General features: G+C 39.9%; 17 protein-coding genes and 2 pseudogenes. 18 read left to right on the forward strand and 1 reads right to left on the reverse strand.

The window, feature by feature from the left end; translation table 11 throughout:
• From N8N51_RS02420 to ciaH, 13 genes and pseudogenes are all read left to right on the forward strand, one after another.
• On the forward strand, positions 1-1,260 hold the full coding sequence (locus tag N8N51_RS02420) for an ABC transporter permease (RefSeq protein WP_261103497.1): 1,260 nt from the start codon (positions 1-3) through the stop codon (positions 1,258-1,260).
• A gap of 123 nt (positions 1,261-1,383) precedes the next feature.
• Positions 1,384-3,381, forward strand: coding sequence for a methionine--tRNA ligase (gene metG, locus N8N51_RS02425; RefSeq protein ID WP_203180574.1), 1,998 nt, complete (start codon positions 1,384-1,386; stop codon positions 3,379-3,381).
• Positions 3,382-3,709: 328 nt separating this feature from the next.
• A complete protein-coding gene (locus N8N51_RS02430; RefSeq protein WP_000665423.1) occupies positions 3,710-4,036 on the forward strand; it encodes a PadR family transcriptional regulator in 327 nt (108 codons plus the stop codon).
• Complete coding sequence (locus tag N8N51_RS02435) at positions 4,033-4,848, forward strand: hypothetical protein (protein WP_261103499.1); 816 nt, start codon at positions 4,033-4,035, stop codon at positions 4,846-4,848. Before N8N51_RS02430 ends, N8N51_RS02435 begins: the two co-directional genes overlap by 4 nt.
• Before the next feature lie 74 nt (positions 4,849-4,922).
• Positions 4,923-5,849: an aldo/keto reductase gene (locus N8N51_RS02440; RefSeq protein ID WP_261103500.1), complete on the forward strand. Its 927-nt coding sequence runs from the start codon at positions 4,923-4,925 to the stop codon at positions 5,847-5,849.
• A 96-nt stretch (positions 5,850-5,945) separates the two neighbouring features.
• Positions 5,946-6,182, forward strand: coding sequence for a DUF2829 domain-containing protein (locus N8N51_RS02445; protein WP_314725836.1), 237 nt, complete (start codon positions 5,946-5,948; stop codon positions 6,180-6,182).
• Entirely contained in the window at positions 6,175-6,873 is a 699-nt protein-coding gene (locus N8N51_RS02450) for a 3-oxoacyl-ACP reductase (protein ID WP_261103503.1), read from the forward strand. Before N8N51_RS02445 ends, N8N51_RS02450 begins: the two co-directional genes overlap by 8 nt.
• A gap of 10 nt (positions 6,874-6,883) precedes the next feature.
• A pseudogene (locus tag N8N51_RS02455) lies at positions 6,884-7,024 on the forward strand (hypothetical protein); the annotation flags it as partial.
• Positions 7,002-7,887, forward strand: a pseudogene (locus N8N51_RS02460) (putative PEP-binding protein). The pseudogenes N8N51_RS02455 and N8N51_RS02460, both read left to right, overlap by 23 nt.
• Entirely contained in the window at positions 7,847-8,287 is a 441-nt protein-coding gene (locus N8N51_RS02465; protein WP_261103504.1) for an ASCH domain-containing protein, read from the forward strand. The pseudogene N8N51_RS02460 and the gene N8N51_RS02465 overlap by 41 nt, the downstream one beginning before the upstream one ends.
• A gap of 121 nt (positions 8,288-8,408) precedes the next feature.
• Positions 8,409-10,955, forward strand: a complete 2,547-nt coding sequence (locus N8N51_RS02470; RefSeq protein ID WP_261051375.1) for a M1 family metallopeptidase — start codon at positions 8,409-8,411, stop codon at positions 10,953-10,955.
• 108 nt (positions 10,956-11,063) lie between these two features.
• Entirely contained in the window at positions 11,064-11,738 is a 675-nt protein-coding gene (gene ciaR, locus N8N51_RS02475) for a two-component system response regulator CiaR (protein ID WP_000590639.1), read from the forward strand.
• Positions 11,728-13,062, forward strand: coding sequence for a two-component system sensor histidine kinase CiaH (gene ciaH / locus N8N51_RS02480; RefSeq protein ID WP_153198788.1), 1,335 nt, complete (start codon positions 11,728-11,730; stop codon positions 13,060-13,062). Before ciaR ends, ciaH begins: the two co-directional genes overlap by 11 nt.
• A 33-nt stretch (positions 13,063-13,095) precedes the next feature.
• Here ciaH and N8N51_RS02485 read toward each other — a convergent pair whose 3' ends face one another.
• A complete protein-coding gene (locus tag N8N51_RS02485; RefSeq protein WP_049488701.1) occupies positions 13,096-13,383 on the reverse strand; it encodes a DUF3270 domain-containing protein in 288 nt (95 codons plus the stop codon).
• Between the two features lie 358 nt (positions 13,384-13,741).
• Between N8N51_RS02485 and N8N51_RS02490 the strand changes: the two genes are divergently transcribed.
• From N8N51_RS02490 to N8N51_RS02510, 5 genes are all read left to right on the forward strand, one after another.
• Positions 13,742-14,797, forward strand: a complete 1,056-nt coding sequence (locus N8N51_RS02490; protein ID WP_049542989.1) for an ABC transporter permease — start codon at positions 13,742-13,744, stop codon at positions 14,795-14,797.
• A gap of 13 nt (positions 14,798-14,810) precedes the next feature.
• Positions 14,811-15,491, forward strand: a complete 681-nt coding sequence (locus N8N51_RS02495; protein ID WP_049542991.1) for an ABC transporter ATP-binding protein — start codon at positions 14,811-14,813, stop codon at positions 15,489-15,491.
• 127 nt (positions 15,492-15,618) lie between these two features.
• Positions 15,619-16,548 carry a peptidase U32 family protein gene (locus N8N51_RS02500; RefSeq protein WP_150922612.1) on the forward strand — a complete coding sequence of 310 codons (930 nt, stop codon included), beginning with the start codon at positions 15,619-15,621 and terminating at the stop codon, positions 16,546-16,548.
• 198 nt (positions 16,549-16,746) lie between these two features.
• Positions 16,747-19,197 (forward strand): bifunctional DnaQ family exonuclease/ATP-dependent helicase, encoded by a 2,451-nt coding sequence (locus tag N8N51_RS02505; protein ID WP_261077903.1) that lies wholly within the window; start codon positions 16,747-16,749, stop codon positions 19,195-19,197.
• Between the two features lie 36 nt (positions 19,198-19,233).
• Positions 19,234-20,457 (forward strand): FtsW/RodA/SpoVE family cell cycle protein, encoded by a 1,224-nt coding sequence (locus N8N51_RS02510; protein WP_049488527.1) that lies wholly within the window; start codon positions 19,234-19,236, stop codon positions 20,455-20,457.
• Positions 20,458-20,466 lie beyond the last annotated feature (9 nt).

Genomic DNA, 20,466 nt, shown 5'->3' on the forward strand with positions numbered 1-20,466 from the left:
ATGCAGAATCTGAAATTTGCCTTTTCATCTATCATGGCTCATAAGATGCGTTCTTTGCTTACCATGATTGGGATTATCATCGGTGTTTCATCCGTTGTTGTGATTATGGCTCTGGGAGATTCTATGTCTCGACAGCTCAATAAAAACATGACCAGATCTCAGAAGAATATCAGTGTCTTTTTCTCTTCTAAAAAAAGTAAAGATGGGTCTTTTACTCAGAAACAATCAGCTTTTACGATTTCTGGAAAAGAAGAGGAAGTTCATGTTGAACCACCAAAACCGCAAGAATCTTGGGTCAAGGAGGCAGCCAAACTCAAGGGAGTGGATAATTACTATGTAACCAACTCAACGAACGCCATCTTGACTTATAAAGATAAAAAGGTTGAAAATGCCAATTTGACAGGTGGTAACAGAACTTATATGGAGGCTGTTAACAATGAAATTCTTGCAGGTCGTAGTCTGAGAGAGCAAGATTTCAAAGAATTTGCAAGTGTTATTTTGCTTGATGAAGAATTATCCATTAGTCTATTTGGCTCTCCTCAAGAGGCTATTAACAAGGTTGTAGAAGTCAATGGTTTTAGTTATCGAGTCATTGGTGTTTATACTAGCCAAGAATCTAAAAATTCAAAAATATATGGTCTTGGCGGCTTACCCATTACCACAAATATCTCCCTTGCTGCGAATTTTAATGTAGATGAAATAGCTAATATTGTCTTTCGAGTGAATGATACAAGCTTGACTCAAACTCTGGGTCCAGAATTAGCACGAAAAATGACAGAGCTTGCTGGCTTGCAACAGGGAGAATATCAAGTAGCAGATGAGTCAGCTGCATTTGCAGAAGTTCAACAATTGTTCGGCTTTATAACTACGATTATTAGTGCCATTGCAGGAATTTCCCTTTTTGTTGGAGGGACTGGTGTTATGAACATCATGCTGGTTTCGGTGACGGAGCGTACGCGTGAGATTGGTCTCCGTAAGGCTTTGGGTGCAACACGTGCTAATATTTTAATCCAGTTTTTGATTGAATCCATGATATTGACCTTGCTTGGTGGAGTCATTGGTTTAACCATTGCGACAGGCTTAACCGCTATAGCTGGCATACTCTTGCAAGGTTTGATTGCGGGTATAGAAGTGGGAGTATCAATCCCAGTTGCCCTATTTAGTCTTGCAGTTTCGGCTAGCGTGGGTATGATTTTTGGAGTTTTGCCAGCCAACAAGGCTTCGAAACTTGATCCAATTGAAGCCCTTCGTTATGAATAAGTTAAACAAGATGGACACTTGTCTATCTTGTTTTTGTATGGATTTCCCTATCGAAAATCATTAAAAATGTGATATAATGAAGTGTTAGAAAAACAGGTTTCATTTGCCTGGAAAGGAAAAATTATGTCTGAAAAGAATTTTTATATTACAACGCCGATTTACTATCCATCTGGGAAACTTCACATCGGTTCTGCCTATACCACCATCGCCTGTGATGTCCTAGCTCGTTACAAACGCCTGATGGGCTACGATGTCTTTTATCTGACAGGTCTTGATGAACATGGTCAGAAAATCCAGCAAAAAGCAGAAGAAGCTGGTATCACACCTCAAGCATATGTTGATGGCATGGCAGTTGGAGTCAAAGAACTCTGGCAATTACTAGATATCTCATACGATAAATTTATCCGTACAACTGATGACTACCATGAAAAAGTTGTCGCACAAGTCTTTGAACGCTTGCTGGCTCAAGATGACATCTATTTGGGTGAATACTCTGGTTGGTATTCAGTTTCAGATGAGGAATTCTTTACAGAAAGCCAGCTCGCAGAAGTATTCCGTGATGAAGCTGGAAATGTAACTGGCGGTATTGCTCCATCAGGTCACGAAGTGGAATGGGTTTCTGAAGAATCATACTTCCTTCGCCTCAGCAAATACCAAGATCGTCTGGTGGAATTTTTCAAAGCTCATCCTGAATTTATCACTCCAGATGGTCGTCTGAATGAAATGCTTCGCAACTTTATTGAGCCAGGTTTAGAGGATTTGGCGGTTTCTCGTACAACCTTTACATGGGGTGTGCCGGTACCATCAAATCCTAAACACGTTGTATACGTTTGGATTGATGCCCTTCTTAACTATGCGACAGCGCTTGGATACGGTCAAGATGAACATGGTAACTTTGACAAATTCTGGAATGGCACAGTCTTCCACATGGTAGGAAAAGACATCCTTCGTTTCCACTCAATCTACTGGCCAATCCTTCTTATGATGTTGGATATCAAATTGCCAGATCGTTTGATTGCTCACGGTTGGTTCGTCATGAAAGACGGCAAAATGTCTAAATCTAAAGGGAATGTCGTTTACCCTGAAATGTTGGTAGAGCGTTATGGACTAGATCCACTTCGTTACTATCTCATGCGTAGCCTTCCAGTTGGTTCAGACGGAACCTTCACTCCTGAAGACTATGTAGGCCGTATCAACTACGAATTGGCCAATGACCTTGGAAACCTCCTCAACCGTACGGTTTCTATGATTAATAAGTACTTTGGCGGGCAAGTCCCTGCCTATGTAGAGGGTGTAACAGAGTTTGACCATGCTCTTGCTGACGTTGCAGAACAATCAATCGCTGACTACCACACCTACATGGAAGCAGTTGACTACCCACGTGCCCTAGAAGCAGTATGGACTCTTATTTCACGTACTAATAAATACATCGATGAGACCGCACCATGGGTCTTGGCTAAGGATGAAGCACTTCGCGATCAATTGGCAAGTGTCATGAGTCACTTGGCAGCTAGCCTTCGTGTCGTTGCTCACTTGATTGAGCCATTTATGATGGAAACCAGTCGTGCAGTCTTGAATCAACTTGGCTTAGAAGAAGTAGCGAGCCTTGAAAACTTGAACTTGGTTGACTTCCCAGAAGATGTGACTGTAGTTGCCAAAGGAACACCAATCTTCCCACGTCTGGATATGGAAGAAGAAATCGCCTATATCAAGGAACAAATGGAAGGCAACAAACCAGCAGTCGAAAAAGAGTGGAACCCAGACGAAGTTGAACTCAAACTAAACAAGGAAGAAATCAAGTTTGAAGATTTTGACAAGGTCGAAATCCGTGTCGCAGAAGTCAAAGAAGTGTCTAAAGTAGAAGGTTCAGATAAGTTGCTTCAATTCCGCTTGGATGCTGGTGATGGTCAAGATCGTCAAATCCTCTCAGGAATTGCAAAATACTATCCAAACGAACAAGAATTGGTCGGCAAGAAAGTCCAAATCGTTGCCAATCTCAAACCACGTAAAATGATGAAGAAATATGTCAGCCAAGGTATGATCCTATCAGCTGAACATGATGGAAAATTAACCCTTCTCACAGTTGATCCAGCTGTACCGAATGGAAGTGTGATTGGGTAACAATAGACAGGACTAGTTCATGCTAGTTCTGTTTTTTATTTACACTCAATGAAAATCAAAGAGCAAACTAGGAAACTAGCCGCAAGTTGCTCAAGACACTGCTTTAAGGTTGTAGATAGAACTGACGAAGTCAGATCAAAACATGATTTTGAGGTTGTAGATGAAACTGACCAAGTCAGTAACCATACATACGGCAAGGCGACGCTGACGTGGTTTGAAGAGATTTTCGAAGAGTATTAACTATTATGTTTTACAAACTAGTGTGGAAGTGGTATATTATAGATGAAGCTACTAGTAGGTATTACAAAATAGATAGAAGGGGGAAGGGATGAAGGAAACTCAACTATTAAAAGGTGTTCTTGAAGGTTGTGTCTTGGATATGATTGGTCAAAAAGAGCGATATGGTTATGAGTTGGTTCAGACTCTACGAGAGGCTGGATTTGATACTATCGTTCCAGGAACTATTTATCCTTTGTTGCAAAAGTTAGAAAAAAATCAATGGATAAGAGGCGACATGCGTCCGTCGCCAGATGGTCCAGATCGGAAGTATTTTTCATTAACTAAAGAAGGAGAAGAGCGTGTCTCGGTTTTTTGGCAACAATGGGACGATTTGAGTCAAAAAGTAGAAGGAATTAAGAATGGGGGTAAACCATGAAGAAAATGAAGTATTATGAAGAAACAAGCGCTTTGTTGCATGAGTTTTCTGAGGACAATCAGCAGTATTTTGAGGAACTGTGGGATAGTTTTAACCTTGCTGGATTTCTCTATGATGAGGACTATCTCAGAGAGCAGATCTATTTGATGATGCTAGATTTTTCAGAAGCAGAACGAGACGGGATGAGTGCTGAGGATTATCTAGGTAAGAATCCTAAAACAATAATGAAAGAGATACTCAAGGAAGCGCCACGCAGTTCTATCAAGGAGTCCCTTTTGACGCCAATTCTTGTCCTAGCGGTATTACGTTATTATCAACTACTAAGTGATTTTTCTAAAGGTTCTCTCTTAACAGTCAATTTGCTCACATTTTTAGGGCAACTTCTTCTTTTTCTGATTGGATTTGGACTTGTGGCCACAATCTTACGTTGGGGGCTAGTCCAAGATTCTCCTAAGATGAAAATTGGCACTTATATTGTCGTTGGAATTCTTGTTCTGCTAGTCGTTCTAGGATATGTAGGAATGGGAAGTTTCATACAAGAAGGAGCCTTTTATCTTCCTGCTCCCTGGGATAGTTTCCTTGTTTTTACGCTTTCTCTAGTCATCAGTATTTGGAATTGGAAAGAAGCGGTCTTTCGTCCCTTTGTCAGTATGATTGTTGCCCATCTTGTGGTAGGTTCTCTGCTTCGTTACTATAAGTGGATGGGAATTTCAAATGTTTTCCTTACAAAATTCATTCCTTTAGCTGTTCTTTTTATTGGTATTTTTCTCTTGTTCCGTGGGTTTAAGAAGATAAAATGGAGTGAAATATAGTCAAAAAGCCGTTGCAAAGCGGTTTTTTGTTATAATGAAGGGAAGAATGTTAGAAATTAAAGGAGACAAATTTGATGAGATACATAACTCTTGGTCAAGATGACAAAGAATTATCAGAAATTGTTCTCGGAATGATGAGAATAGAAGATAAGTCTGTAAAAGAAGTTGAAGAGCTTGTAGAAACAGCACTGTCTGTTGGAATCAATGCTTTTGACTTGGCTGATATTTATGGTCGTGGTCGTTGTGAAGAACTGTTAGGTCTTGTCCTAAAAAATCGTCCAGATTTAAGAGAAAAGATGTGGATTCAGTCCAAATGTGGCATTCGCATTGAAGAATTTACCTATTTTGATTTTTCTAAGGACTATATTATAAAATCAGTTGACGGAATTTTGCAAAGATTGAAGATTGATCATCTAGATAGCTTGCTTCTTCATCGACCAGATGCTTTGATGGAATCTGACCAAGTAGCAGAAGCCTTTGATCTCCTTTATAAACAAGGTAAGGTTCGAAATTTTGGAGTTTCTAATCAAAATCCTATGATGATGGAGTTACTTAAAAAAGATGTCAAGCAGCCTCTAACTGTTAATCAGCTACAATTGAGTGCGGCTTTTACTCCAGGATTCGAATCAGGTTTTCATGTTAATATGGAAGATAGTCAAGCAGCTATGCGAGATGGTAGCATTTTTGAATATTGCAAATTACACGATGTGGTCATTCAAGCATGGTCTGTCTTACAATTTGGGTATTTTAAAGGGAATTTTGTTGGAAATGAGAAATTTCAAGCTTTAAATCAAGTACTTGATCGTTTAGCTATTAAATATGGAGTAACCTCTTCAACTATTGCCATTTCTTGGATATTGCGTTATCCAGCAAAAATGCAGGCAGTCGTAGGTACAACAAATCCTAAGCACTTGAGAGAAGTTAGCCAAGCGGGAAACTTTAGCTTAACAAGAAAAGAATGGTATGAAATTTATCTTGCTGCAGGGAATAATTTACCGTAAGTAGAAGCAGATGTAAATAAATCACAGTCAAAAAGCCGTTGCACAACGGTTTTTTGTTATAATTAAATGAAGAATTTAGAATTAAAGGAGAAAAACATGACATTTGAAGAAATTCTGCCTGGGTTAAAGGCTAAGAAAAAATATGTACGTACTGGTTGGGGAGGTGCGGAAAACTATGTCCAACTTTTTGACACTATCGAGCAAAATGGTGTGGCTCTAGAGGTTACTCCTTATTTTTTGATTAACGTATCAGGCAAAGGAGAAGGTTTTTCTATGTGGAGCCCAACTCCTTGTGATGTTTTGGCGATAGATTGGGTAGAAGTGCATGACTAAATGTGTACTCATTACAGGAGTGAGTTCAGGTATCGGATTGGCTCAGGCTCGCCTTTTTTTAGAGAAGGGCTATCAAGTTTATGGAGTGGACCAAGGTGAAAATCCACTCTTACAGGGTGATTTCCATTTTTTACAGAGAGATTTGACCTTAGACCTGGAGCCAATTTTTGATTGGTGTCCTCAGGTTGATGTTTTGTGCAATACTGCTGGAGTTTTGGATGCTTACAAACCACTGTTGGAACAATCAGCGCAGGAAATTCAAGAGATTTTTGAAATCAACTATGTGACTCCTGTTGAGTTGACTCGGCATTATTTGACACAAATGCTGGAGAATAAAAAAGGAATCATTATCAATATGTGCTCCATTGCTTCTAGCCTAGCAGGTGGCGGTGGTCACGCCTATACTTCTTCGAAGCACGCCTTGGCTGGCTTCACCAAGCAGCTAGCTCTAGACTATGCAGAAGCTGGGATTCAGGTATTTGGTATCGCTCCAGGAGCAGTCAAGACGGGTATGACTGCTGCAGATTTTGAGCCAGGTGGATTGGCTGACTGGGTTGCTAGTGAAACCCCAATCAAGCGCTGGATCGAGCCAGAGGAAATAGCAGAGATTAGCCTTTTCTTAGCAAGTGGAAAAGCAATCGCCATGCAAGGACAAATCTTGACAATAGATGGTGGCTGGTCTTTGAAGTAGGAGTAGTTAGATGGATATTCAAGAGATCACAGAAGAAAATACATCGCCATTGGTCTTGAAGGTTAAGTCTGAATTATTAGGATTTCCAGAATTGGACAAGACTTCTTACATGAATTGGAAGGTGAATAATGAGAAACCAACTTGCCCTTAGTGGCGAAAAACTTGATGAAAAAGTTTACCCACAACTATTTCATCATGTTGGCATGATTCGTGGGGAATATTTGTTGAGAGAGCTTAATCAAAACATCATATTAGCAAGTTGTCAGCAATTTGTAAAAGATTATCTAGAGACTATCTGCTCCCTGTACTCAGATGAAGAAGTTTGGTATCGTTTTTCTGAATTAACGAATACAGAAGCTAATTGTCTAAAGGGGACTAAAGAGTATTTTGATGAAAATCATCCCTTATTTGGATATAGAGGAACTAGGCGTTTACTGGCGTGTCCGGATGAATTTCAGGCTGAGGCAAATGTTGTTACAGAAGTTTATCAAAACAATCCCAATCTATCTATTATCTTTCCTTTTGTCAATGATGCTGAGCAGTTAAAGCAAGCTATTACAGTATTGCGCCAGCAAGGCTTTACTGGGAAAATTGCCACGATGATTGAATTACCGTCAGCATATTTTGACTTGGATAGGATACTGGAAACGGGCATTTCAAAGATTGTAGTTGGAATGAATGATTTGACTTCTTTTATTTTTGCGACTGTGAGAAACAGTCAATGGCATGATATGGAAAGTCCAATTATGTTAGATATGTTGAGACAGATGCAGGATAAAGCAAGAAAGAACAAGATTGATTTTGCTGTAGCAGGCTATCTGAATACTTCTTTCATACAAAAAATGAATCAGATGGATATCAAATGTATTCTCCATTACAGCTCTATTCCGGAGATTTTTGATTTAGAAATCGACCATCCATATCATCTTAAACATATAAAAGAAGAAAGTAAAAAATTACAAAGGAGCAACCCATGACACCGCAGGAAATGTGGAATGCATACAAGAAAATTAACCCCTCTATAGGAGATGAAATCGATGCTTGGGCTTTTGGAGTGGAACCAGACCTTTTAGCAGATTTGGTTTTAAGAGGCGAAAAGACTGCAACAGCATCAACCTACGATCTCTATGCACTAGAAGCCGAGTCTCTTCCTCAAGAAGGAACTTTTGATGTCATTTTAGATAGTCAAAATCAGGCTGTTTGTATTGTCGAAATTACAAAGGTTTCTGTCCAGCCCTTCAATCGAGTGTCAGCTGAACATGCCTATAAGGAAGGTGAGGGAGACAAATCACTTACCTATTGGCGTCAGGTTCATGAGAATTGTTTCGCCGAGTGGCTGAAAGAAGTAGGACTGACTTTTACACCTGAAAGCAAGGTTGTTTTAGAAGAATTTCGCAAGGTCTACCCACTGTAGACTATTAGAAGGAAGAAAGTTTTGGAAATCGCCGTCCAATCCTTTTTTCTCCAGCAAAACATGATATAATAAGTTTGTTTGAAGAAGAGCTCTAGCTCTTAAACTTAGATAGGAGAAAACTATGCAAGCAGTTGAACATTTTATTACGCAATTTGTTCCTGAACATTATGATTTATTTTTAGACTTGAGTCGTGAGACCAAGACGTTTTCAGGGAAAGTGACCATCACTGGTCAAGCACAGAGTGACCGCATCTCCCTCCACCAAAAAGACTTGGAAATCGCTTCTGCAGAAGTTGCAGGGGAAGCTCGTCCATTTACAGTTGACCATGAAAATGAAGCCCTTCATATTGAATTAGCTGAGGCTGGTCAAGTTAAAGTGGCTATCGCTTTCTCAGGAAAAATTACAGACAACATGACAGGGATTTACCCTTCTTATTACACAGTTGATGGAATCAAGAAGGAAGTTTTGTCTACTCAGTTCGAGAGTCATTTTGCGCGCGAAGCCTTTCCATGTGTGGATGAGCCAGAAGCCAAAGCAACTTTTGACCTCTCTCTACGTTTTGACCAAGCAGAAGGTGAATTGGCCTTGTCTAACATGCCAGAAATCGATGTTGAAAACCGTAAGGAAACAGGTATCTGGAAGTTTGAGACAACACCTCGCATGTCTTCTTACTTGTTAGCCTTTGTTGCGGGTGATTTGCAAGGTGTGACGGCTAAAACTAAAAACGGTACCCTTGTAGGTGTCTACTCAACCAAAGCCCACCCATTATCTAACCTTGATTTCTCACTGGACATCGCTGTTCGCTCAATCGAGTTTTACGAAGATTACTATGGAGTTAAGTATCCAATCCCTCAATCTCTCCATATCGCCCTTCCTGACTTCTCAGCTGGTGCTATGGAAAACTGGGGTCTTGTGACCTACCGTGAAGTTTGCTTAATTGTAGATGAAAACTCTACATTTGCCAGTCGTCAACAAGTTGCTCTGGTTGTGGCCCATGAATTGGCTCACCAATGGTTTGGCAATCTCGTTACTATGAAATGGTGGGATGACCTTTGGCTCAATGAAAGCTTTGCTAACATGATGGAATATGTCTGTGTGGATGCCATTGAGCCAAGCTGGAATATCTTTGAAGATTTCCAAACAGGTGGAGTGCCTCACGCTCTTGAACGAGATGCGACTGATGGTGTTCAGTCTGTCCACGTCGAAGTTAAACATCCAGATGAAATCAATACGCTCTTTGACGGAGCTATCGTCTATGCCAAAGGAAGTCGCCTCATGCACATGCTTCGTCGTTGGCTAGGTGATGCCGATTTTGCCAAAGGTTTGCATGCCTACTTTGAAAAACATCAGTACAGCAATACAATTGGTCGTGACCTTTGGGATGCTCTTGGTCAAGCGTCTGGCCGTGATGTTTCAGCCTTCATGGATTCTTGGTTGGAACAGCCTGGTTACCCAGTTCTCACTGTTAAAGTTGAAAATGATGTCTTGAAGATTTCACAAAAACAATTCTTCATCGGTGAGCACGAAGATAAGAACCGTCTCTGGGTTGTGCCACTAAACAGCAACTGGAAAGGTTTGCCTGATACACTCGAAACTGAAAGCATCGAAATCCCTGGCTACGCAGCCCTTCTTGCTGAAAATGATGGAGCTCTTCGTCTCAACACTGAAAATACAGCTCACTACATTACAGACTATCAAGGAGACTTGCTAGATGCTATTCTTGCTGACCTAGTTGAGCTTGATAATACAAGCAAACTGCAAATCGTCCAAGAACGTCGCTTGCTTGCTGAAGCAGGGCACATTTCTTATGCAGACTTGCTTCCAGTCCTTGATAAACTTGCTAAAGAAGAATCTTACCTTGTCGTTTCAGCTGTCTCTCAAGTAATTTCTGCCCTTGAGCGCTTTATCGATGAAGGAACAGAAGCTGAAAGAGCCTTCAAAGCCTTGGTTGCTAAATTGGCTCGTCACAACTATGACCGTCTTGGTTTTGAAGCTAAAGACGGAGAATCAGATGAGGATGAGTTGGTTCGTCAGCTGGCTGTTTCGATGATGATTCGCTCAAATGATGCAGAAGCTAGTCAAGTCGCTAGCCAAATCTTCGAAGCTCACAAGGATCAGCTTGCAGGACTTCCAGCAGCTATTCGCTCACAAGTCCTTATCAATGAGATGAAACATCATGAGACCAAAGACTTGTTAGCACTTTATCTTGATACTTATACTCACGCAACAGATGCTGTCTTTAAACGCCAGTTGGCAGCAGCTCTTGCGTACAGTACAGATGCGGACAATATCCAAAACTTGATTGCTGCTTGGAAGGACAAATTTGTGGTTAAACCACAAGACTTGTCTGCTTGGTATTACCAATTCCTAGCTCACCAAGTAACTCAGGAAACAGCTTGGTCTTGGGCTCGTGAAAACTGGGCTTGGATTAAGGCAGCCCTTGGAGGAGATATGAGCTTTGATAGCTTTGTTATCCTTCCTGCGCATGTATTTAAGACTCAGCAACGTTTGGCAGAGTACAAGGAATTCTTTGAACCGCAACTTTCTGACCTTGCTCTTAGCCGTAACATCGGTATGGGAATCAAGGAGATTGCAGCGCGTGTTGACTTGATTAACCGTGAAAAAGCTGCAGTGGAAGCAGTCGTTCTTCAGTACGGAAATGCATAAATAAGCCTAAAATAAAAAGAAAACTCAGCTATCTCATGTAAAATGCAGAGAGTTGAGTTTTTTTTAAGGCAAATTTGGTATAATGGTTTTAATAAGGAGGAGTTTCTCATGATAAAAATCTTATTAGTTGAGGATGACCTAGGCCTGTCAAATTCGGTATTTGACTTTTTAGACGATTTTGCGGATGTCATGCAGGTATTTGATGGGGAAGAAGGTCTCTACGAAGCTGAGAGTGGAGTCTATGATTTGATTTTGCTCGATTTGATGTTGCCTGAAAAAAATGGCTTCCAAGTCTTGAAAGAATTGCGCGAAAAGGGGATTACGACTCCAGTTCTGATCATGACTGCCAAGGAAAGTTTGGATGACAAGGGACATGGTTTTGAACTAGGAGCGGATGATTATCTGACCAAACCTTTCTACCTAGAAGAACTCAAAATGCGGATTCAAGCCCTTCTCAAACGTTCAGGTAAGTTTAATGAAAATACCTTGACTTATGGAAATATTGTGGTTAATTTGTCAACCAATACCGTTAAGGTTGAAGATACTCCTGTCGAATTACTGGGGAAAGAGTTTGATTTATTAGTTTATTTCCTTCAAAATCAAAATGTTATTTTACCCAAGACTCAGATTTTTGATCGTCTATGGGGATTTGATAGTGACACAACGATTTCGGTTGTCGAAGTTTATGTTTCAAAAGTCCGTAAGAAATTAAAAGGAACCACTTTTGCAGAGAATTTGCAAACCTTGCGCAGTGTTGGGTATATTTTAAAAGATGTTCAGTAAACTAAAAAAAACATGGTATGCGGATGATTTTAGTTATTTTATCCGCAACTTTGGTGTCTTCACTCTGATTTTCTCTACCATGACTCTGATTATTTTGCAGGTCATGCATTCGAGTCTCTATACTTCGGTGGATGATAAGCTTCATGGGCTGAGTGAAAATCCTCAGGCAGTTATTCAGCTTGCTGTAAATAGGGCAACAGAAGAGATTAAAGACTTAGAGAATGCTACTACAGATTCTAGCAAGACTGAGGTGAAACCAAATGTCAGCTCCAATACGGAGGTTATTCTTTTTGATAAGAATTTTACCCAGCTCCTTTCTGGAAATCGATTTTTGGGATTGGATAAGATTAAGTTAGAGAAGAAAGAACTAGGTCATATCTATCAGATTCAGGTTTTTAATAGCTATGGACAAGAAGAAATCTATCGCATGATTTTGATGGAAACGAATATCAGTTCAGTTTCAACCAATATCAAGTATGCGGCTGTCTTGATTAATACCAGTCAGTTGGAGCAAGCAAGTCAAAAGCATGAGCAATTGATTGTGATTGTGATGGCAAGTTTCTGGATTCTGTCTTTGCTTGCCAGTCTCTATCTGGCTAGGGTCAGTGTTCGTCCTCTTCTTGAGAGCATGCAGAAGCAACAGTCCTTTGTGGAAAATGCCAGTCATGAGTTACGAACTCCACTCGCAGTTTTGCAAAATCGCTTAGAGACCCTTTTTCGCAAGCCAGAGGCAACCATTATGGATGTGAGTGAAAGCATTGCATCGAGTTTGGAAGAAGTCCGAAATATGCGGTTTTTGACGACGAACTTGTTGAATTTAGCTCGTAGAGATGATGGGATTAAGCCGGAACTTGCAGAAGTTCCAACCAGTTTTTTCAATACGACTTTCACAAACTATGAAATGATTGCTTCGGAAAATGACCGTGTCTTCCGTTTTGAAAATCGCATCCATCGAACGATTGTCACAGATCAACTTTTACTAAAACAACTGATGACCATCCTATTTGATAATGCTATCAAATATACTGAGGAGGATGGTGAAATTGATTTTATGATTTCAGCGACTGATCGTAATCTGTATTTACTTGTGTCTGATAATGGAGTCGGTATTTCCGCGGAAGATAAGAAGAAAATTTTTGATCGTTTTTATCGAGTGGACAAGGCTAGAACCCGTCAAAAAGGTGGTTTTGGTTTAGGTTTATCCCTAGCCAAGCAAATTGTAGATGCCCTAAAAGGAACCATTACTGTTAAAGATAATAAACCAAAGGGAACAATCTTTGAAGTGAAGATTGCCATCCACACACCATCTAAAAAGAAAAAATAAAAATATCGCTCCAGACGGGGCGATATTTTGGATTTATCTTCTACGTTTTCGTTTGATGATAGACCGTTGAACTTTTAAAACAAGTAAGCTGGATCCGATTGCTGCGGCAAATGCAAGAGCAGGTGATAATTTTAATGCTAAAAAGATAAAACTAAAGATAGCAATACAGATACAAAAAACAGCGATATTAACAAAAAATAGGATTTCCTTGAGATTGGCATCAGATTGCGCTTCAGGTGTATAATCTTGATAGCGAGGAACCTGCTGACTTAATTCTTCTTGATAGTCTACCTCATAGGATTGTAATTTTCTTACGGGCATTATTCTCTCCTTAACAGTACATACCTATTTTATCATTTTTTCAGCAGAGAATTATTACAGAAAGGTTACAAAAAGAATAAAGTCCCTTTTCAAAATCACTTTTCTTGACACCATAATGTGAAAATGATAGGATGGATGGACACCAAATACTTATTAATATTCATAATTGCTTATATTATCAAGGAAATAGAGCTACCAAATGATTCTTTTTTACGAAAATGTGTTTCCTTATTTTCTTGATTTTATTTAATTTGATTAGTGAGATTTGTTTTGAATACAGAGACAGATTTTCTGTCTCCTATTTTTATAGTAGTAGGGTGTCTAATCGATACCTCTTGAAAAGTTAAAGGAGATAAGCATGTATCTTGCTATCAAAGAAATATTACAAAACAAACTTCGATATAGTTTGATTTTAACTACCATTTTTCTTATCGCTTTCATGGTCTTTTTTATGACCAGCTTAGCTCTTGGTCTTGTGCGAAACAACCGAGCCGCTATTGATAATTGGCAAGCGACGGGTGTGGTTTTATCTGACTACGCAAATGATAATTTGACGGCATCTTTTATTCCTGAAAAGGATTATAAGGATAAGAGTTCTAAAGAGGCAGCTCCACTGGGTTATATGTTCGCTGTGACCAATCTAGTCGGTGATAGTGAAAAGGTCAATGTTTCCATCTTTGCTCAGGAGTGGGACTCTTTTATTTCACCTAGTTTGAAGGAGGGGCGTTATCCTGAAGGGGACGATGAGGTGGTTGTGGATCAGTCCTTTGAGAATTATGGAATCAAGCTAGGTGATGCCATTCAACTCAATGGAAGCGAAGTAAGTTACAAGATTGTAGGGCTGACTCAAGGAAATAAATTTTTTACTGAGCCTGTTGTCTTTTCGAGTTTGACAACTTATTGGACCTTACAAGGAACTTTAAAATCTAATAAATCGATCTCTGCCTTGGTATTGAAAAATGATATAGAATTGGCTGGCGATGGATTGAAACAGATTTCCATCCCAAAAATGATTTCGAAAATTCCTGGTTACACACCTCAAGTTAATGTATTTTCAGGGATGATTCTTGCTATGATTATCATTACAGGCTTGATTGTGGGTATATTTGTTTATATCATTACCATACAAAAACTAGGACTTTATGGAATAATGCGGGCTCAGGGAATACAGATCAAAACTATTGTATGGTCTCTTTTCTGTCAAATCTTCTTCCTAGCTGGTATGGGGATCGCTTTAGCCTTGCTTGCTATTGGAGGAGTGATTTTAGTCTTGCCAGCTACCTTCTTTTTCTACCCAAGTTGGTTAGCCTATTCTGTCCTAAGCTTGGTGATTTGTTTGATGGCCATGCTAGGTGGTGTCATTTCACTTCCACGCTTGCTAAAGGTGGACCCGATTACTGCGATTGCAGAATGATAAGGAGAATAGTATGACAGCATTGATTGAAATGACTCAAGTGACAAAAACCTACGGGGAAGGAAAGATGAAAGTCGTAGCCCTGCATGAGACGAATTTTCAGCTAAATGCAGGAGAGTTCGTAGCTATCGTTGGGCCTTCAGGTTCTGGAAAGACGACTTTTCTAACGACTCTAGGACAACTTCAGGAAGCATCGAGTGGAAAGATTTTGGTAAAGGGGAAGGAAACAGGCAGTTTGACGGAGAAGGAGAAAACAGACCTCCGTTTTAGAGAGTTTGGCTTTATTCTTCAGGCTTCAAACTTAATTCCTTTTCTAACGGTCAAGGAACAGCTGGATTTGATTGACAGACTAGATAAGGGAAAAAATAGTAAAAGTGATCGAAAAGAGTTACTTGACTTGTTGGATTTGGAAAAGGTACAAGATCAGTATCCCAAGGCTTTATCAGGTGGCGAATGTCAACGGGCCGCAATTGCTAGAGCACTTTATAACAATCCAAGCATCGTTCTTGCAGATGAGCCGACAGCCAGTCTGGATACCCAGCGTGCTTACCAAGTAACGGAGATGTTGGCTGCCATTGCCCACGAACAAGGTAGAGGAGTTATCATGATTACACATGATACACGACTTCTTGATAAGGTTGACCGTATTTATGTTATGAATGATGGTTACCTAGTTGAAAAATCACTTACATAAAATGAGAGTGAACTGTGCTAGTTACTGTTCACTTTTTAATTGCAAACCTTAAAAAATGACTTTGCCTTTTTTAGAAAATTCCCAGTATTCATAGCTGATTTTTGAGAAATGTGGTATAATTTTTCTTATGGAAAAGATTATCATTACAGCAACTGCTGAAAGTATTGAACAAGTTAAACAACTGCTCGAAGCTGGCGTAGACCGTATCTATGTCGGTGAGAAAGATTTTGGTCTTCGTCTGCCAACGACCTTTAGTCATGACCAATTGCGTGAAATCGCTAAGCTGGTTCATGATGCTGGTAAGGAATTGATCGTTGCAGTCAATGCCCTCATGCACCAAGATATGATGGATCGTATCAAGCCCTTCCTCGATTTCTTGGAAGAAATCAAGACAGACTATATTACGATTGGGGATGCAGGTGTCTTTTACGTAGTCAACCGCGATGGTTATTCATTTAAGACCATCTACGATGCTTCGACTATGGTAACTAGCAGTCGTCAGATAAACTTCTGGGGACAAAAGGCTGGCGCATCTGAGGCTGTATTGGCGCGTGAAATTCCATCGGCTGAACTCTTTAAGATGCCAGAGATTTTGGAAATTCCTGCTGAAGTGTTGGTTTATGGAGCTAGTGTCATTCATCATTCTAAGCGTCCGCTCTTGCAAAACTACTATAACTTCACGCATATCGATGATGAAAAGACTCGCAAGCGTGACCTTTTCTTGGCAGAGCCAAGTGACCCAGAGAGCCATTATTCCATTTTTGAAGATAATCATGGTACCCACATCTTTGCCAACAATGATCTTGATTTGATGACCAAATTGACAGAATTGGTAGAGCATGGTTTCACTCACTGGAAACTAGAAGGGCTCTACACTCCAGGTCAGAACTTTGTTGAGATTGCAAAACTCTTTATCCAAGCGCGTAGCTTGATTCAAGATGGTAACTTTAGCCATGACCAAGCCTTCTTGCTGGATGAAGAAGTGCGTAGACTTCACCCTAAAAACCGTTTTCTTGATACAGGATTCTACGACTACGATCCTGACATGGTTAAATAAAGTAAATGATTCGTTGAGAGAAGGAAGATGCAAACATTTCTTCTCTCAATTTTTTCTTATTCTCCAATATTTTCAAAAAATTAGTAGGCTAGAATGCTCTGTTTGTTGGGATTTTTAATACAAGTAACCTTCTTGAGTTTGAAAATTATCCCATGTTTGCAGGTGCCAAATAGCCCTTTTTTTGGTATAATTTTTATAATGAAAACGATTGGTAATCGCTATGTTGTGGTGGATTTAGAGGCAACTAGCACAGGTAGTAAGGCTAAAATTATCCAAGTGGGGATTGTTGTGATTGAGGACGGAAAAATCGTCGATCACTATACGACGGATGTCAATCCACATGAACCCTTGGATGCTCATATCAAAGAACTGACAGGATTGACAGACCAACGTCTGGCGCAAGCACCTGATTTTTCGCAAGTTGCTAGAAAAATCTTTGACTTGGTGGAGGATGGGATTTTTGTAGCACATAATGTTCAGTTTGATGCTAATCTCTTGGCGGAAAATTTATTTTTTGAAGGCTATGAACTAAGAAATCCTCGTGTTGACACGGTCGAATTGGCTCAGGTCTTTTTCCCTGAACTGGAAAAATATAGTTTGCCGATATTGTGTCGAGAATTAGGAATTCCTCTTAAACACGCTCACACAGCCCTTTCAGATGCCCAAGCTACAGCGGAATTACTTCTTTTTTTACGAGAAAAGATGGCCCAACTTCCTAAAGGACTCTTGGAACGCTTGCTGGAAATGGCTGACGCCCTCTTATATGAGTCCTACCTGGTTATTGAAGAAATTTATCGCAGCCAATCTATCCTGAGTTCTCCAGACTTGGTCGAAGTTCAAGGACTGTATTTCAAGAAAACTGGAGCTCCCCTGGAGCCACGAAAACTATCCCAAGATTTTTCTAAAAATATTTCTTTGTTGAACCTTGAAGTGAGGGAACGACAAGAAAGTTTTGCTAAAGAGATTGGCTTGCTATTGAAAGATGAGCCTGTCTCTCTGATTCAAGCGCCGACAGGGATTGGGAAAACCTATGGCTATCTCTTACCCGCTTTATCTCAAGCCAAAGAGCATCAAATTGTTCTTAGTGTTCCGACAAAGATTCTTCAAAATCAGATCATGGAAGAAGAAGGTAAACATCTCAAGGAAGTGTTCCATATAGATATTCATAGTTTAAAGGGACCACACAATTATCTGAAGCTGGATTCCTTTTATCGTTCCTTGCAGGAAAATGATGAAAATCGCTTATTTAGACGCTTTAAAATGCAACTCTTGGTCTGGCTGACTGAGACAGAGACAGGAGATTTGGATGAAATCGGGCAACTATACCGTTACCAACATTTTCTAACAGATCTTCGTCATGACGGGAATTTATCATCTCAGAGCTTATTTGTGACGGAAGATTTTTGGAAACGTAGTCAAGAAAGGGCACAAACCTGCAAGCTTTTAGTGACCAATCATGCCTATCTTGTAACCAGACTTGAAGATAATCCTGAATTTGTCAGCGACCGTTTATTGATTATTGATGAAGTTCAAAAGATTTTGTTAGCTCTAGAAAATCTGCTTCAAGAGACCTACGATATCCAGTCTATTATCGATTTGCTTGATAAGGCTTTACTGGAGGAGCAAAATAAGGTTCAGCAACGAATACTAGAAAGTATTCGCTTTGAGTGCCTTTACTTGATTGAACAATTTCAGTCTGGAAAATCTAGGAAAAATATCTTGGATTCTCTGACCAATCTCCATCAGTATTTTTCAGAATTAGAGGTAGAAGGCTTTGAGGAGCTGGTTCGCTATTTTACAGCTGACAGAGATTACTGGCTTGAAGCAATTGAAACGAGTCAAAAGAAAATTCAGATTTCTTCTACAAAATCAGGCCGTATTCTTCTATCTTCTTTAATACCTAATTCATGTCAAGTCTTGGGAGTGTCGGCTACTCTTGAGATTAGTCAGAGGGTTTCTTTGGCAGATCTTTTAGGCTACCCTGAAGCCAAATTTGTCAAGATTGAAGCTCGGGGAAAACAGGATCAAGAAGTGGTCTTGGTCAAGGATTTTCCCTTGGTAACAGAAACCTCCTTAGAAGTCTACGCCAAAGAGGTAGCTGATTTGCTGATGGATGTTCAAGATTTCCAGCAACCGATTTTAGTTCTCTTTACTGCTAAAGACATGCTTCTAGCAGTATCGGATTTACTTCCAGTTAGCCACTTGGCCCAGTATAAAAATGGGGATGTTCATCAGCTTAAGAAACGCTTTGAAAAAGGTGAACAACAAATCCTGCTAGGTGCAGCAAGTTTCTGGGAGGGAGTTGATTTTTCAAGTCATCCTTTTGTGATTCAAGTTGTACCAAGACTTCCTTTCCAAAATCCTCAAGAGCCCTTGACGAAAAAGATTAATCAGGAACTGAATCAGGAAGGAAAAAATGCCTTTTATGATTATCAGTTGCCAATAGCCATTATTCGTTTAAAGCAAGCTTTGGGAAGAAGTATGAGACGCGAACACCAACGTTCCTTAACTCTTATTTTGGATAGGAGAATTGTCGGAAAGCGATATGGCAAACAGATAGTAGCATCTCTAGCAAAAGAAGCGACCGTTAAAACCGTCTCTCGATCCGAAGTTGATGAGGCTATTGATAAATTTTTAAATGAACTTTGATAAATAGTATTGTATGAAGGTATAAGGTTAGTATATATGAAACGTTCTCTCGACTCTAGAGTCGATTATAGTTTGCTCTTGCCAGTATTTTTTCTACTGGTTATTGGCGTGGTGGCTATCTATATAGCTGTTAGTCATGATTATCCAAATAATATTCTGCCCATTTTAGGGCAGCAGGTCGCCTGGATTGCCTTGGGGCTTGTGATTGGTTTTGTCGTCATGCTCTTTAATACAGAATTTCTTTGGAAGGTGACTCCTTTTCTGTATATTTTAGGCTTGGGACTTATGGTCTTGCCGATTGTCTTTTATAATCCAAGCTTAGTTGCATCAACGGGTGCCAAAAACTGGGTATCGGTAAATGGTGTTACCTTGTTCCAGCCGTCAGAATTTATGAAGATATCCTATATCCTCATGTTGGCTCGTGTGATTGTCCAATTTACAAAAAAACATAAGGAATGGAGACGTACAGTTCCGCTGGACTTCTTGTTGATTTTCTGGATGATTCTCTTTACCATTCCAGTCCTAGTTCTTTTGGCACTTCAAAGTGACTTAGGGACGGCTTTGGTTTTTGTAGCCATTTTCTCAGGAATCGTCTTGCTATCAGGAGTTTCTTGGAAAATTATTATCCCAGTTTTTGTGACTGCTGTAACAGGAATTGCTGGTTTCTTAGCTATTTTTATCAGCAAGGACGGCCGGGCTTTTCTCCATCAACTGGGAATGCCGACCTACCAAATTAACCGTATTTTGGCTTGGCTCAATCCATTTGACTTTGCCCAAACAACCACTTACCAACAGGCTCAAGGACAGATTGCCATTGGAAGCGGTGGCTTATTTGGACAAGGGTTTAATGCTTCGAATCTGCTTATTCCAGTTCGAGAGTCGGATATGATTTTTACGGTCATTGCAGAAGATTTTGGCTTTATTGGCTCTGTCCTTGTTATCGCCCTTTATCTCATGCTGATTTACCGTATGTTGAAGATTACTCTTAGATCAAATAACCAGTTCTACACCTATATTTCCACAGGTTTGATTATGATGTTACTCTTCCATATCTTTGAGAATATCGGTGCCGTGACGGGCTTGCTTCCTTTGACTGGGATTCCCTTGCCTTTTATTTCGCAAGGAGGGTCGGCTATTATCAGTAATTTGATCGGTGTTGGCTTGCTTTTATCGATGAGTTATCAAACCAATCTAGCTGAAGAAAAGAGCGGAAAAGTCCCATTCAAGCGGAAAAAGGTTGTATTAAAACAAATCAAATAAGGAGAAAAT

The organism is Streptococcus mitis (assembly GCF_946188685.1).
GTDB lineage: Bacteria > Bacillota > Bacilli > Lactobacillales > Streptococcaceae > Streptococcus > Streptococcus mitis_CC.